Raw genomic sequence first — 15,532 nt, 5'->3', positions numbered from 1 at the left:
GTTTCCTGACGGCGTCATGTGCCGGTATCCGCGCTGCCCAGCCATCGCCGCACGCGTCCCCACCAACCACGCGATGGGCCGTGGGAGGGCGTTGCGCGCGCCGTGGTCGTCAGCGGTAGCTCGCCCGCCGCCTGCGCCAGCGTCTGCGTCGCCAGTGCGAGCAGCCGCAGGCGCACGCCGGTGTCGCGTGCCACGCGGTTGGCCATCTGCACCGCCAGCATCGAATGCCCGCCCAACTCGAAGAAGTTGTCGTCCGGGCCTGCGTCGGTCCCCAGCAGCTCGCTCCATACCTCCATCAGGTAGGCCACGCGCGCATCGGCATGTCGTGGCAGTGCAGCACGCGCCGGCGTGCCCGTCTCGGCAGGTGCATGCGCCAGCGCCGGCAATGCCTTGCGGTCGGTCTTCCCGTTCGGCAGCAGCGGCACCGCCGCGAGGTGCACGATGTGCTGCGGCACCATGTAGTGCGGCAGCGCACCGCGCAGCGCCCCCAGCAGCGTTGCGTCGTCGAGCACGGCCTGCGGCGCGGGCACCACGTAGGCCACCAGGCGCACGTCGCCCGGCCGGTCCTCGCGCACCATCACTACGGTGCGCGCGACCCCCGGCTGCACGGCGAGCGCGTGTTCGATCTCGCCCAGCTCGATGCGGTGTCCGCGCACCTTCACCTGGAAGTCGAGGCGGCCCTGGTGTTCCAGCACGCCATCGTGCCGCCAGCGCCCGCGGTCGCCGGTGCGGTACAGGCGCGGCGGCAGGCCGACCGGCCCCACGCCCGTCGGCTGGACGCAGGTATCCGGGATGAAACGCTCCGCCGTGAGTTCCGGGCGATGCAGGTAACCCAGGGTGACGCCATCACCGCCGATGTGGATTTCGCCCGACACACCGGGCGGACAGATCTGCCCGCGCTCGTCGAGCACCCACACCGTGGTGTTGTTGATCGGACGGCCGATGTGGATGTCGGGCGCGCCGCCGTCGTCCGGGCGCTGCACGCGCATGCAGGTCGACCACACCGTGGTTTCGGTAGGGCCGTACATGTTCCAGAGCTCCACGCCGCGCTCGAGCAACTGGATCGCCAAGTCCGCCGGCAGCGGTTCGCCGCCGCACAGGCCCTTGAACGGCCCGCGCGCACGCCAGCCGGCTTCGACCAGCATGCGCCAGCTGGCCGGCGTGGCCTGCATGACGTTGGCGCCCGTGCGCTGCAGTAGCGCCGCGATCTCGGTGCCTTCCATCGCCGCCTCACGCGAGGCGAGCACCACTTCCGCACCCACGCTGAGCGGCAGGAAGAGTTCCAGCACGGCAATGTCGAACGAGGTGGTGGTGACCGCCAGCAGGCGATCGTCGGGCGCCAGGCCCGGCTCGCGCCGCATACTGTGCAGGAAGTTGACCACTGCACCATGCGGCACCTGCACGCCCTTCGGCTTGCCGGTCGAGCCCGAGGTGTAGATGACATACGCAGGCGATGCCGGCGACGCCGGATCGTCCTTCAGTACCGATACCGTCGCGGGCGCCGCGCCGATCTCGGCCGCGTCCGCATCGATCAGCAGCAGTTTGGCGCGCGGCCATGCGAGTGGTGCCGCCAGCTCGCCCTCCGACAGCACCAGCGCGAGCCCGGCGTCTTCGGCCATGAACTGCAGGCGGTCGCCGGGATACGCAGGATCCAGCGGCACGTAGGCCGCACCGCACTTGAGCACCGCCAGCATGCCGGCGACCAGGTCGGGATGGCGATCCAGGCAGACGCCGACCAGATCGCCAGCGCGCACGCCTCGCGCATGCAGGGCATCGGCGATGCGGTCGGCGCGCGCGTGCAGCTCGGCGTACGTCAGCGCCTGCGCACCGAAACGCAGCGCGGTGCGCCGGGGTGCGGCGGTCGCCTGTGCCTGCAACAGGCCATGCAGCGTGCGCTGTGCGGGCCAGTCAGCGGCCGTGGAGTTCCACACCGCGAGCGACGTGCGGTCTTCATCGCTGAGCAGGTGCGCGTCTCCGACACCGATCGAGGGATCGCGCCGCACCGTTTCCAGCAAGGCCAGGAACCGCCGGTGCAGGCGTTCGCCGGACGCGGGCGACAGGATGTCGGCGTTGTAGTTGAGGTCGGCCGTGAGTCCGTCGGCATCCTCGAAGCACCACAGCGCGAGGTCCTGGTTGGCGGTGTGGTGCGGCAGCATCACGTGTTCGTAGCGCAGGCCGCCCCACGTCGCCTTGCGGTCGCGGATGTCCTGGAACGAGAACACCGACTGGTAGATCGGCGGACGGCTGGGATCGCGCGGCGTGCCGAGTGCCTGCACCAGCTGCTCCAGCGGAACGTCGGGATGCGAGAAGCAGTCCAGCACGGCGGCACGCACGCGCGACACCAGCGTGGTGAACGGCATGTCCGGTTCCACCTGCACGCGCACGGGCAGGATGTTGACGAAGAAGCCCATCACGTCGTCCATGCCTTCGGGCACGTTGCGCACCGGCAGGCCGACCACCAGGTCGCGCTGGCCGGTGATCCGGTGCAGCAGCACGTACCACGCGGCCAGCAGCGTCATGAAGAGCGTGCTGTCGGCCTGCGCGCCCACCGCACGCAGGCCGTTGGTCAATGCGGCGTCCATCTGCATGAGCTGCGCGCCGCCGCGCCCGGACGGCTGCGTCGGGCGTGGCAGGTCCTCCGGCAGGTGCAGCGGCTCCGCATGGCCCTGCAGGTGTGCGGTCCAGTGCTGCAGCTGCGCCCGCATGGCATCCGAGTCGCGGCGCCCGGCATTCCAGGCGGCGTACTCGGCGTAGGTGCGTTCGGGATCGGGCAGCGTACACAGCCCGCCGGCGGTGTAGGTCGCGTACAGCGCGGCCATTTCATCGCAGAACAGGTTGATCGACATGCCGTCCCACACGGTGTGGTGCACCATGAAGAACAGCACGTGCTCCTGCGGCGACAGACGGAACAGGCGCGCACGGTACAGCGGCGCCTGGTCGAGCGGGATCACTTCGGCGGTCAGTTCGTCCATCCGCCGCGCCAGCACCGCCTCGCGCTCGGCCTTCGGCAACGAGGCCAAGTCTTCCACCGGCTGCAGCGTCGGCACCACGTCCTCGAGCACGCGCTGCACGGCACCGTCGCCGACGGTTTCCAGGCGCGTGCGCAACACCGGCTGACGACGCACCACCTTGGCGAAGGCATCCTCCAGCGCCGTCAGGTCGAGTGGACCATGCAACCGGTGCGCGGACTGGATGTTGTAGCCGGTGTACCCGGGCTGCATGTGGTCCATCACCCACAGGCGCTGCTGCATCAGCGACAGCGGCGCGACCGACGGATCGTCCAGTCGCGGCACGGCGATGGCAGGCGCCGGCGTGGCCGGCGCCTGCGCGCCGCCCAACAGCGTCGCCAACTGCGCGACCGTCGGCGCTTCGAACAGGCTGCGCAGCGGCACGGCGACACCGAAAGTGGCGGACAGGCGCGACGCCAGCCGCGCCGCCAGCAGCGAATGACCACCGATGGCGAAGAAATCGTCTTCCGCACCGACCGACGGCGCACCGAGGACATCGGCCATCACCGCGGCCACCTGTTCCTCCACCTCACCGCGTGGCGCGCGGCGTTCACCGCGCGGCGCGTCACCGCCCTGCGGCGCGGGCAAGGACTTGCGGTCCACCTTGCCGTTGGGCAGCAACGGAATCGCCGGCAGCGTCACCAGATGCTGCGGAATCATGTAGTCCGGCAGGCTACCGCGCAGGTGCGCCGCCATGCCTGTCTCGTCCAGCGTCGTCCCGGACTGCAGCACCACGTAGGCCACCAGGCGCACATCGCCGGGGCGGTCTTCGCGTGCCATCGCGACCACACGCGCGACGGCGGGGTGAGCAGCGAGGTTCGCTTCGATTTCGCCCAGTTCGATGCGGTAGCCACGCACCTTGACCTGGAAGTCCAGGCGGCCCTGGTGTTCGAGCTGCCCGTCGGGACGCCAGCGTCCGCGATCGCCGGTGCGATAGACGCGCGCGCCTTCCGGCGCCTCTGCGTGGTACCGGTCGGGAATGAAGCGGTCTGCCGTCAGTTCCGGCCGGTTGAGATAGCCGAGCGTGACGCCGTCGCCGCCGATGCAGATCTCGCCGGGAACGCCGCGCGGACACAGGCCGCCCTGTTCGTCGAGGATCCAGATCTGCGTATTGGCGATGGGATGCCCGATGTGGATATCGGGAACGCCGCCCATGCCCTGCTCCACGCGGGAACAAGTCGACCACACCGTGGTTTCGGTGGGGCCATAGAGATTCCACAACGCGGCGCAGCGCGGCAGCAGCTGCTGGGCGAGATCCGGCGCCATGGGTTCGCCACCGCACAGCGCCACGAAGCCCACGCCGCCCTGCCAGCCCGCTTCCAGCAGCAGGCGCCAGGTGGCCGGGGTCGCCTGCATCAGGGTGATCCGTTCCTCCTGCAGGCGTGCGCGAAGCGCGCCCGCGTCGATCGCGGTGTCGCGGTCGGCAACGACGACCTGCGCACCGACCGACAGCGGCAGCATCAGTTCGAGCACGGCGATATCGAAGGACAGCGTGGTCACCGCCAGCAGGCGATCGTCCGCACCGATACCGGGTTCGGCCTGCATGCCGACGAGGAAGTTGGATACCGCACGGTGCTGCACCTGCACGCCCTTCGGCTTGCCGGTGGAACCGGAGGTGTAGATGACGTACGCGGCCGATTCCGGCAGCGCGCCGTCGAGGTCGCGGCCGATGCGCGTCGCCGGCTGCGTCGCCAGCGCGTCCTGCAGTTCGTCCAGCACCAGCACGGGACGGTCGGGCAGCGCGCATTGCGCGGCGTGGCGCCGCTGCGTCACCAGCGCGGCGAGACCGGCGTCGGCGGCCATGTAGGTCAGGCGTTCGGCGGGGAATCCCGGATCGAGCGGGACGTAACCTGCCCCGGTCTTGAGGATGCCAAGCAGCGCGGCCAGCATGTCGGCGTCGCGGTCGACGGACAGCCCGACCAGGCTGCCACGGCGCGCACCCTGCGCGCGCAGCAGGTGCGCGATGCGGTTGGCGCGTGCTTCGAGTTGCGCGTACGTCAGTGCCTTCGTTGCGTCGCGCACCGCGATGCGGTCGGGCGTCAGGTCGCTCTGCCGCTCGAAATGCTCGTGCATGCGTGCATCGCGGTCGTACGGCACCGGTGGCGGCTGCAGGGCGGCCAGTTCCGCGCGCCCCGCGGCATCGACCAGCGGCAGTTCCACGATGGCAAGGCTGCTGTCGCGTACCGCCGCACGCAACAGGCTCTCGTAGCCGGCGAGCCAGCGGCGCACCGTGGTCTCGTCGAACAGGTCGCGGTTGTACTGGCATTCCAGCCGCAGCGTGCCATGCACCTGCGCGGCGTTGATGAACAGCTCGAACGTGTCGAAGCGACGCGGGTTGTCGAAGAACTCCAACGCCAGGCCCGGGAACGCCTGTGCTTCGCTGTCGAGCGCCTGGTCGATGTTGAACAGCACGCTGACCAGCGGCATGCGGCTGGGATCGCGCGCGATCGGCAGCTTCTTGAGCAGCGTGCCGAACGTGTAACGCTGGTGTTCAAGCGCATCCAGCAGCACGCCCTGCGCGCTGTCCAGCGCATCACCGAAGGCCTGGCGCGCCGACAGGTCGAAGCGCAGCGGCAGCGTGTTGACGCAGTGGCCGACGAGCGTGTCATGTCCACCGACCGCCTGGCCGGCGGCGGGAATGCCGACCACCACGCTGTCCTGGCCCGCAAGGCGACCCAGCAGCGTGGAGAATCCGGCCAGCAGCGTGGCGAACAGGCTGGCGCCACGGCGCGCGCCCAGCTGGCGCAAGGCCGACGTCAGCGCATCGTCCAGCACATGGTCGACGCGGGCCGACGCGAACGTGCGGCGTGCCGGCCGCGGATGATCGGTCGGCAGGTCGAGCACCGGAATGTCGGTCGCGAAGCGGCCGAGCCAGAACGCTTCGTCTTCCTGCTGCTGTTGCAGGTCGGGACTGGCGGCTTCGGCCATCGCATAGTCGCTGTAGGCCTGCGCGGGCGGCAGCAACGGCACGTCGCGCCCCGCATGACGGGCATACAGGGTGCCCAGTTCGCGCACGATGACCCACCACGACCAGCCATCGCAGGCGACGTGGTGCGCACTCAGCACCAGTTGGTGATCGTTCGCGGACAGGTGCAGCAGTTCCGCACGGAACAGCAGGTCGTGCGAGACACGGAAGGGCGTCTCCACCGAATGGCGTACCCGCTCGGCTATCGCGTCGCGCTGTGCATCGCCCTGCAATGCCGCGAGATCGGTCTCCACCATCTCGAACGGCAGCGGTTGGCGGATGCACAGGCGCTCACCGGCGGGGTCGAGCACGGCGCGCAGCGCTTCGTGGCGGTCCACCAGCGCCTGCAGTGCGGCCGCCAGGGCGGCGCGGTCCAGCTCGCCCTGCAGGCGCAGCGACACCGACAGGTTGAACGACAGCGACGCATCGGTGCCGAGCTGGTCGGCGAGCCAGATCTCGCGCTGCGGCTCGGTACTGGGAACGACGCAGGCCAGTTCACCGCCGGCGAACGGGTCGTAATCGACGGCAAGCAGGGACGACGCGGACTGCGGCAACGCGGGGTTCATCCTGCCACCTTGAGATAACGACCGGTCTGATCCGGATCGGGTACATACCACGCCGGCTCGCCCTCGGGCGAGCGACCCAGGCGCGCACCCGGCGCGACCGGATGACGCGCGTCCATCAGTGCACGCGGCAGCGGTGCGGGCGACGACGGCACGGGCAACTGCGGCTGCACGGGCATCTCCGCCGCTGCGCTGTCGACAGACGACATCTGCACGGCATCACGGGCACCGCCGGCCACCAGCGACAACTGGCGCGCCATCAGCGCGTGCTGTTGCTGGACGACGTTGCGCACGGTGTCGGCATCGACGGTGCCCGCCTGCATCAGCAACGCCAGTTGCTGCGACATCAGCTGCAGCTGCCGGTCGACCACCGCACGCACGCCGGCATCGTCATCGGCAGGCGCACGAGGTGCGGCTGCTTCAAGCGGCGGGGCCACGGGGGCCACCGCGACCGGTGTCGCGGCCGGCTGCACCTCGGCAGGCACATGGGGCGCCAGCATGGCGGCCAACGTCGCCAGCGTGGCGCACTCACCCATCAGCTGCCGGAAGGTGACCTTCACGCCGAACGTCTTCTGCAACCGCAGGGCGATCTGGGTCAACATCAGGCTGTCCAGCCCGGCCTCGATGAAGTGCGTGTCCGCATCGGTGACCTCGAGGCCTGCCGCATCTTCGAAAAGAGCGCGCAGGCGCACGACCAGGCGGTCTTCGCCCGACGCGGCCGCGGCGTCGCCCGGAACGCTCTCGACCAGGTGCAGGCCCTGACTCTCCTGTGCCTGCGCGGCGACCGCAGGATGCGGCAGCACGGTGGCGCTCGCCGCAGGCGAGGCTTCAATCCAGTAGCGCTGCCGTTCGAAGGCGTAGGTCGGCAGGCAGATGCGCTGCTTGCGCGTGCGTCGATCCAGGCTGTGCAGATCGATGGCGACGCCGTGCGCCCACAACTGACCCGCCGCCTGGCGGAACTGCGACAGCTCGGTCTGCGGCGAGTCCGCGAGCGAGGACACGGCCACCTTCTGCGCCTTGGCCAGCTGCGGATGCTGCCGCGACAACGCGGACAGCGTGGTGCGCGTGCCGACCTCCAGCATCACGCCCGCCGGCAGCGCCAACGCTTCCAGCAGTGCTGCGGAGAAGCGAACGGGTTGCCGCAGATGCTGCGCCCAGTAGTCGGGCGAGGTGGCCGTCGCTTCATCCAGCCACTGCACGGTGGCCGTGGACAGCACAGGCAGTTGCGGCGCATGGCGCGGTACGGCGGCCACTTCGGCACGGAACTGGTCCACCACCGCATCCATCATGGCCGAGTGGAACGCATGCGAGGTGTGCAGCGGACGGCAGGCGGTGCCCTCGCCTTCCAGCACGGCCTGGAACGCGGCCACGGCATCGCTCGGCCCGGACACCACGCACGCACCCGGCGCGTTTTCCGCAGCCAGCGACAGGGTCGCGGGCAGGCGTGCGGCCAGCGCATCGGCCGGCATGCGCACTGACAGCATGGAACCGGTCGGCTGCGACTGCATCAGGCGTCCGCGACGCGCCACCAGCGTCAGCGCATCCTCGAGCGAGAACACGCCCGCCAGCGTCGCCGCGGCGAACTCGCCGATGCTGTGGCCCAGCATCGCCGAGGGCGTCACGCCCAGGCTCATCCACAACCGGGCCAGTGAGTATTCGATCGAAAAGATCGCCGGCTGCATCACCGAGGTCGGCAGCAGCGCATCGGCATCATCGCCGAACACCACATCGCGCAGGTCGAAGCCGAGTTCCTTGCGCAGCCCGTCGGCGCAGGCATCGAACGCCTCGCGGAAATGCGGTTCCGCCGCATACAGCGCGCGCCCCATGCCGGCGTACTGCGAGCCCTGCCCGGGAAACAGGAAGACCGTACCGGTCGCGTGTGCAGGGCGTCCGCGCGCGATCGCCGCAGAAATCTCCGGGCTGCGCAGCAAGCTGACGGCATGCGCCGCGTCATCGGCCGTCACCGCGATGCGGTGCGGAAACGCCTTTCGGCCCACACCCAGCGTCCAGGCCGCATCGGCAAGATTGATGTCGCGCTGCACGTCGAAATGATCGGCCATCGCCTGCGCCGCGCGTCCCAGCGCGGTCGGCGTGCGTGCCGACAGCACCAGCACCTGCGGACCGCTCGCGGCCTCGGTCGGCATCGCCGGCGGCGCTTCTTCCATCACCACGTGGGCATTGGTGCCGCCCACGCCGAACGAACTGACGCCGGCCAGTCGCGGTGCGGTTTCGTTGCGCTTCCAGTCGGTGAGCGCGCCGTTGACCACGAACGGCGTGCTGGCGAAATCGATGGTCGGATTGGGCCGTGTGAAGTGCACGGTCGCGGGAATACGCTCCTCGCGCAACGCACATGCCGTCTTGATCACGCCCGCGGCACCTGCCGCGATGACCAGGTGCCCGACATTGCTCTTCACCGAACCCACCCGGCAGAAGCCGGTGTCGGCGGTGCCGCGGCGGAACGCCTTGGTCAGGCCTTCGATCTCGATGGGATCGCCCAGCGGCGTGGCCGTGCCGTGCGCTTCGACATACCCGATATCGCGCGGCGACACGCCCGCGTCGGCCTGCGCCATGGCGATCACCGCCGCCTGGCCATCGCTGCTCGGCGCCGTGAAGCTGGCCTTCTGGCCACCGTCGTTGTTGATCGCCGCGCCACGGATCAGCGCGTGGATGGTGTCGCCATCGGCCAGCGCATCGGACAGCCGCTTCAACAACACGACCGCTGCGCCATCGCTGAAGACCGTCCCACGTGCCTGCTCGTCGAATGCACGCGTGTGGCCATCCGGCGACAGCATCGCGCCTTCGATGTGGCGATAGCCGCTGTTCGGCGGACACGTCGCCGACGCCGCGCCGGCCAGCGCCATGTCGCACTGCCCCGCGCGCAGGCTGTCCACGGCCTGGCAGATCGCCACTAGCGAGGTGGAACACGCGGTGTGCGTGCTGACCGCCGGCCCGGTGAGGTTGAGCTTGTGCGCCACGCGCGTGGCGATGTAGTCCTTCTCGTTGTTGACCATCACCTGGAACGCGCCGAGCTTCTCGATCAGGTCGGGGCGCTGCGCCAGGTGATGCTGGAAATAGGTGGCGTTGTTCATGCCGGCGAACACGCCCACCGGGCCCGGCGTCGCATCCGGTGCGTAACCGCCACGCTCCAGGCATTCCCAGCAGAGTTCCAGGAAGATCCGCTGCTGCGGATCCATCAGCTCCGCTTCGCGCGGGCTGATGCCGAAGAAGCCGGCGTCGAACTGCTCCAGTCCGTCGATGATGCCGCGCGCAGCGACGTAGGCAGGATCCTGACGCTCGCTCGCGGGAATCGAGGGATCGAGTTCTTCCGGCTTGAACAGGGTGATGGTGTCGCGGCCGTCCAGCAGGTTCTGCCAGAACGCCTCGACCGTCGACGCGCCCGGGAAACGCCCGGCCATCGCGATCAGCGCGATGGGCTCGCGTGCGCTCGCCTCATTGCGGCCACGCCCCAGGCGCGCCGCATCCAGCCCGGCACCGCCCTGTCCGTCGAGCGCCATCGCCAGCCCTGCCGGCGTGGGATCGCGGAAGAACACGGTGGCGGGAACGGCCGCCGCGTCGCTCTCCGCCGAGGCGCGGTCGCGACGGACGCGTTCGAGCAGGCGCATCGCCAGCAGCGAGTTGCCGCCCAGGTCGAAGAAATTGTCGTGCCGCCCCACCGTCGCCACGCCGAGGATGGCGGTGAAGGCCTCGCAGAGGCTGCGTTCGGTCGCCGTGGCCGGCGGCTCATACGCCGTCGCGAGTTCGGGACGCGCGTTGTCCGGCGCCGGCAGCGCGCGGCGGTCCAGCTTGCCGTTCGGCGTGACAGGCAACGTCTCCAGGCGAACGAACAGCGCGGGCACCATGTGCTCGGGCAAGTGTTGCGACAGGTGCGCACGGAAATCCTGCACGCTGATCGCCACATCGCCCTGGCGCGGCACGTAGTACGCCACCAGCCGCAGTTCGCCATCCGCGCCCGGAATGGCCAGCACCACGCCGCCGCTCACCTGCGGGTGCGCCAGCAGGCGGGCCTCGATCTCGCCGAGTTCGATGCGGAAGCCGCGGATCTTCACCTGGAAGTCGTTGCGGCCGAGGTATTCGATGTTGCCGTCCGGCAGCCAGCGACCCAGGTCGCCGGTGCGGTACATGCGCGCGTCGTTGTCACCGGCAAACGGGTCGCGCAGGAAACGTTCGGCCGTCAGCTCGTCGCGATTGAGGTAGCCACGCCCCACCTGCACACCGGCGATGAACAGTTCGCCCGCCACGCCCTGCGGCACCGGCTCACCGCACGCGTCCAGCACGTACATGCGCGTGTTGGCGATCGGCTTGCCAATCGGAATGCTGACGCGCGCCACGCCCGGCGTGCAGGCGAATGCGGTGACGTCGACGGCCGCTTCCGTGGGGCCGTAAAGATTGTGCAGCTCGACACCGGGCAGCACCTGGTGGAAGCGATCCACCAGCGAGGCCGGCAGCGCCTCGCCGCTGCACATCACGCGCTCGAGGACACCGGCGCAGCTGCCGGCATCGGGATGTTCGAGGAACGCGTGCAGCATGGAGGGCACGAAATGCAGCGTGGTCACCCGCTGTGAGCGGATTAGCTGCGCAAGATAGGCGGGATCCTTGTGGCCTTCCGGCCGCGCCATCACCAGCCGCGCGCCGGTCAACAGAGGCCAGAAGAATTCCCATACCGAGACGTCGAAACTGAAAGGCGTCTTCTGCAGCACGGTGTCGTGCGCATCCAGGCCATAGGCTTCCTGCATCCACAGCAGGCGATTGACGATGCCGCGATGCTCGTTCATCGCGCCCTTCGGCAGACCTGTCGAGCCCGAGGTGTAGATCATGTAGGCCAGGTTGCGCGGACCCACGCCGCTCTCGCCGACCGCGATGTCGTCGGCGGATTCGCGCGCCCACGGCGGCGATGCCTCGGTCAGGTCGAGCACCGGACAACGCACATCGAGCGACGCCAGCACCGGACGCAGCGCCGCCTGCGTCAGCAGCGCCACCGGCGCGCTGTCGGACAGCATGTGCGCCAGGCGGTCCTGCGGATAGTGCGGATCCAACGGGACATAGGCGCCGCCCGCCTTCAGGATCGCCAGCAAGCCGACCACCATGTCCAGCCCGCGCTCGGCGCAGATGCCCACGCGCGTTTCGGTGCGGACGCCCAGCGTGCGCAGATGGCGCGCGAGCTGGTTGGCGCGTGCATTGAGCGCCGCGAAATCCAGCTGCGCGTCGCCGGCCACCACCGCGGGCGCGTGCGGCGTGCGCCGCACCTGGGCTTCGATCAGCGTGTGCAGGCAGACATCCAGATCGTAGTCCGTCCGGGTGTCGTTCCAGCGCTCGAGCAGCGCCCGGCGCTCGTCCGCATCGATCATTGGCACGCGCGCGATGGTCATCTCCGGGTCGCGCAGCGCATTGGACAGCAGTTGGCGCCAATAACCCAGGAAGCGGCGCGCGGTCCCGGGCTCCAGCAGCGAGGAGGCGTAGTGGAGCGTCGCATCCGTCGGCAGATCCTGTCCGGTCACCACCAGGGCGAGTTCGGCCGCCTCGCCCGCACGCGGACCGAAGACCACCTGCGGCGCGTCGGCGGACGCGGCCTCGGCGATCTGGCGTTGCGCTGCCACGACATGCCCGACAAGACCTGCGAACGAGATGCCCGGATCCAGCTCCACGCGCAACGGCAGCAGCCGTTCACCCGACGGCACCGCCAACACCAGATCGTCCTGGGCCGATATGCGATGCAGCAACAGGATCCAGGCTGCCAGCGATACCTGGGCGGCGGACGTACCGCTGCGCGATGCGAACGACGCGATGGCGCTTTGCAACGCGGCGTCGATGCCGATAGAGAGATGCGCATCCACTCGCGGTGCGATCGCGCCACGAGGGCGGTCCAGCGGCAGCTCAATCAAGGCAGGCGCGCCTGCGAGTGCCGAAGACCCATGGACCTTGCCCGGGGACATCGTGTCACTGCCGGCATTGGAAGCTTGCATCCGTACGTCCATCCCCATGGGTGTGCTTTCCAGACAACGGAAGAAACACCGCCCGACGGCCAGTGCAGGGATGCCTCGCGATGCGCGCCGACACAGGCTAGGATGTCGCCCGGAGCACCGGATGACGACGCCAGACTTCTCTCGCCTCTACGCAGAATTGAACCTCAGGCCCGACTGCAGCCTGGAGGAGTTCAAGCGTGCGTATCGTCGGCGTGTCGCCGAACTGCATCCCGACCGGCGTGGCGCCGGGGCGCCGGTCATCGGCGACGACGAGTTCAGCCTGTCCGAACTCACGTCGCTGTACGGGTTGGCGATGCAGTTCCTGAAGCAGCACGGTCGCCTGCCCGGCGGCCCCGTCCTGCATGCGGCGCGCGCGCGCGCCACGATCGGCTACCCGGGTTCGCATTCGCTGCGGGCTCCGCCCTCCAGCGGCGACGGCTTCGCCAACGTATCGCGCCGCAGCTGGTTCGTGCTGCTCGTGCTGATGGCCATCGCGGCCTATCTGGTGTTCTCCGCGCCGCCCGCTTCGGCGGCGCGTTTCTGATCGCTCAGCGCGCGCCGCGGCCGAACAGCACCACTTCGACGGTCTGCAGCAGGATCATCATGTCGAAGACGAGGCCGTGGTTCTTGACGTAGAAGAGGTCGAACTTCAGCTTCTCTTCGGCGTCCTTGACCGAGGCGCCGTACGGATAGCGCAACTGCGCCCACCCCGTCAGGCCCGGCTTCACGCAATGGCGCACCCGGTAGTAGCGGACTTCGTCGTTCAGCATGTCGACGAACTGCGGGCGCTCGGGGCGCGGCCCCACGAAACTCATGTCGCCGCGCAGCACCGCGAACAGCTGCGGCAGCTCGTCCAGGCGCGTCTTGCGGATGAAGCGGCCGACACGCGTCGTGCGATCGTCGTCCTTGCTTGCCCATACCGCGACACCACCCTTCTCCGCGTCCGTCCGCATGCTGCGGAACTTGGTCAGCTTGAAGTGGTTGCCACGTTCGCCGACACGGATCTGGCTGTAGAGGATGGGGCCGCCGGATTCGAGCCACACCGCCAGCGCCGTCAACAGCATCAACGGCCAGGCGAACAGCAGCAACGCGCCCGCAGCCAACAGATCGAAGAAGCGCTTGCTGAGCCGACGCGGCGTGGAGTAGTCGAAGCCGCCCGAGAACACCAGCCATGACGGATCGACGATATTGAGCTGCACCATGCCGGCTTCGCGCTCGAAGAACGTCGACAGATCGATCACGTTCACGCCGTGCTGCACGCACTGCAGCATGTCCTCCATCGGCAGGCCGCCGCGGCGTTCGTCCGGCGCGATCACCAGCTCGTCGATCTGCAACTCTTCCACCAGGTCCGCGAGGGTGCTGCTCGGCTTCACCAGCAACTCATCGCGGACAACCACCGCCTGTCCGGCGACCGGCACGAATCCCACGACGAGGAAGCTGCGCCGGTCGGCCTGGCGCCGCATGCGGCTGTTGATCAGGTCGGCATTGTTGCCGGCGCCCAGCACGAGGATGCGCTGCTTCAGCACGTCGGTACGGAACAGGCTGACCGACAGCATCCGGACCGCGACGATGCCGGCGGCGGACAGCGCCAGCGAGAGCGCCAGGACGCCGCGACCGATGTAGGCCTGCGGGACGAGGTAGTACAGGACCACCAGCGCGATGCCGCCCAGGACGAACGACATCAGGAAGCGCAGGAAGAAATCCATGCGGCTGTGGCGCATGTGCACCTGATACAAGCCAAATGCCGCCATCGCGCCGGTCAGGCTGAGCGCCACCAGCAACGCGCGCGCCGGCGCATGCTCGACGAACTCCAGGTGTGTCTCCTGATCGTTCAGGAACCGGAGCCAGGCCGAGCCCAGCACCGCGAGCACGATGATCACTACTTCCAGAAGCCACAGGAACCGGATGGCCCTGGACTTGTGGCTGGCATGGGTCGATTTCATGGCTTCCCCCGTTAGTTCACCGGGCCCGACTGCACCCCGTCACGCGGCCCTGCCGCATGAGCAAGCACCCGGCCCCGGTGCCTCTCTTTCACCCAAAAACGCAAAACGTGACATATCCGGACACGACGTCCGGGTCCTACGCTCCGTCCGCCGTTTCCGCTGGCCTTGCCCAGCCGGCGACGCACGCCACGTCAGGCCTCCGAGCAACCGCGCACACGACCCCAGGGCCGAGGCTCAGCACGTCGGCGGTGACTTCCTCCGCCTCACCAGGATGCAAAGCCAGCGCCTCCCCTTCAGGCAGGACGAAGGTATCCATCTCGCGCCCGAGACCGACGCCGGCCGCCTTGAGGAACGCCTCCTTCCGCACCCAGAGTTCGAGCAGTCCCATCCCCCGCTCCCCTTCACTGTGCGCGGCAATGCGAGCCCGCTCATCGGGGTGGCATATCCGGTCGGCGATTTCCCGCATCATCCCAACGCGGCTCGCGGGCTCGACATCCACGCCGACAGGCCCATGCAGGCTCAGCGCCACGGCAACGAAACCCTCGGCATGACTCAGGCTGGTGTCGGCTGCCAGACCCTGCAGCATCGGGCGACCTCGTGGATCGCGCTGCAGCGGTACCTGCGATGGCGGCATGCCCAGTGCCCGCGAAAGGAAAAGCCTATGCAGGGCGTAGGCCACCGCCAGATCGTTCCGGTGCCCTGTTTGTCGCTGACGCTGCACAGCCTCACGCTCACGCGCATCCAGGATGTCGAACGCATCGACCATCCACGGCCACCAGTCCGCAAGTGCGAACGCCAACACCACGACATGGCGTGCGAGCAGCCGGTCGAAAGCTTGGCCGTCGAGCGCACGCGGAAACATCGACGCGATCGATGTCTTCATCCCCGGCTTGGCATTATCGGAAACAGACATCGGCGGCTGTGCGGATACCAGAGACATGCCGAGGCCATGTGCGCCCAACGGCGCGATCACTCCTTGTCACGCAAGCCGCGACGGGAACAGGCCATTCCAGAGGGAAAAGCGCGTTGTCGGGACGCGGAAACGCAAAGAGCCAGCGGATGACCGCTGGCT

At 68.9% G+C, this 15,532-nt stretch carries 5 protein-coding genes; 1 reads left to right on the top strand and 4 read right to left on the bottom strand.

The annotated features are described in order from the left end of the window. Positions 1–14 precede the first annotated feature (14 nt). Both IB225_RS12900 and IB225_RS20585 read right to left on the bottom strand, forming a co-directional pair. On the bottom strand, positions 15–6,539 hold the full coding sequence (locus IB225_RS12900) for a non-ribosomal peptide synthetase (RefSeq protein ID WP_192311616.1): 6,525 nt from the start codon (positions 6,537–6,539) through the stop codon (positions 15–17). Further along, the gene (locus IB225_RS20585; RefSeq protein WP_305076412.1) at positions 6,536–12,517 is read right to left on the bottom strand and encodes a polyketide synthase; all 5,982 of its coding nucleotides are present in this window, start codon (positions 12,515–12,517) and stop codon (positions 6,536–6,538) included. The genes IB225_RS12900 and IB225_RS20585 overlap by 4 nt, the downstream gene beginning before the upstream one ends. A 121-nt stretch (positions 12,518–12,638) precedes the next feature. On the opposite strand from IB225_RS20585, the gene IB225_RS12890 reads away from it, so the two are divergent. Beyond that, complete coding sequence (locus tag IB225_RS12890) at positions 12,639–13,061, top strand: J domain-containing protein (protein ID WP_192311614.1); 423 nt, start codon at positions 12,639–12,641, stop codon at positions 13,059–13,061. A gap of 4 nt (positions 13,062–13,065) precedes the next feature. Here IB225_RS12890 and IB225_RS12885 read toward each other — a convergent pair whose 3' ends face one another. Beyond that, positions 13,066–14,460, bottom strand: coding sequence for a TIGR03013 family XrtA/PEP-CTERM system glycosyltransferase (locus IB225_RS12885; RefSeq protein ID WP_192311613.1), 1,395 nt, complete (start codon positions 14,458–14,460; stop codon positions 13,066–13,068). A 136-nt stretch (positions 14,461–14,596) separates the two neighbouring features. Then, positions 14,597–15,373: a 4'-phosphopantetheinyl transferase superfamily protein gene (locus tag IB225_RS12880; RefSeq protein ID WP_192311612.1), complete on the bottom strand. Its 777-nt coding sequence runs from the start codon at positions 15,371–15,373 to the stop codon at positions 14,597–14,599. Positions 15,374–15,532: the final 159 nt, after the last annotated feature.

This window comes from Pseudoxanthomonas sp. PXM02 (genome assembly GCF_014851805.1).
In the GTDB taxonomy this organism is placed as follows: domain Bacteria; phylum Pseudomonadota; class Gammaproteobacteria; order Xanthomonadales; family Xanthomonadaceae; genus Pseudoxanthomonas_A.
The sequence above is the reverse complement of the archived record's forward strand: the minus strand, read 5'-3'. Positions and strand labels throughout refer to the sequence as shown.

Coding starts and splice junctions, on each gene's coding strand:
- IB225_RS12880 (WP_192311612.1), bottom strand. CDS start 15,373: ATGTCTGTTTCCGATAATGCCAAGCCGGGGATGAAGACATCGATCGCG.
- IB225_RS12885 (WP_192311613.1), bottom strand. CDS start 14,460: ATGAAATCGACCCATGCCAGCCACAAGTCCAGGGCCATCCGGTTCCTG.
- IB225_RS12900 (WP_192311616.1), bottom strand. CDS start 6,539: ATGAACCCCGCGTTGCCGCAGTCCGCGTCGTCCCTGCTTGCCGTCGAT.
- IB225_RS20585 (WP_305076412.1), bottom strand. CDS start 12,517: ATGCAAGCTTCCAATGCCGGCAGTGACACGATGTCCCCGGGCAAGGTC.
- IB225_RS12890 (WP_192311614.1), top strand. CDS start 12,639: ATGACGACGCCAGACTTCTCTCGCCTCTACGCAGAATTGAACCTCAGG.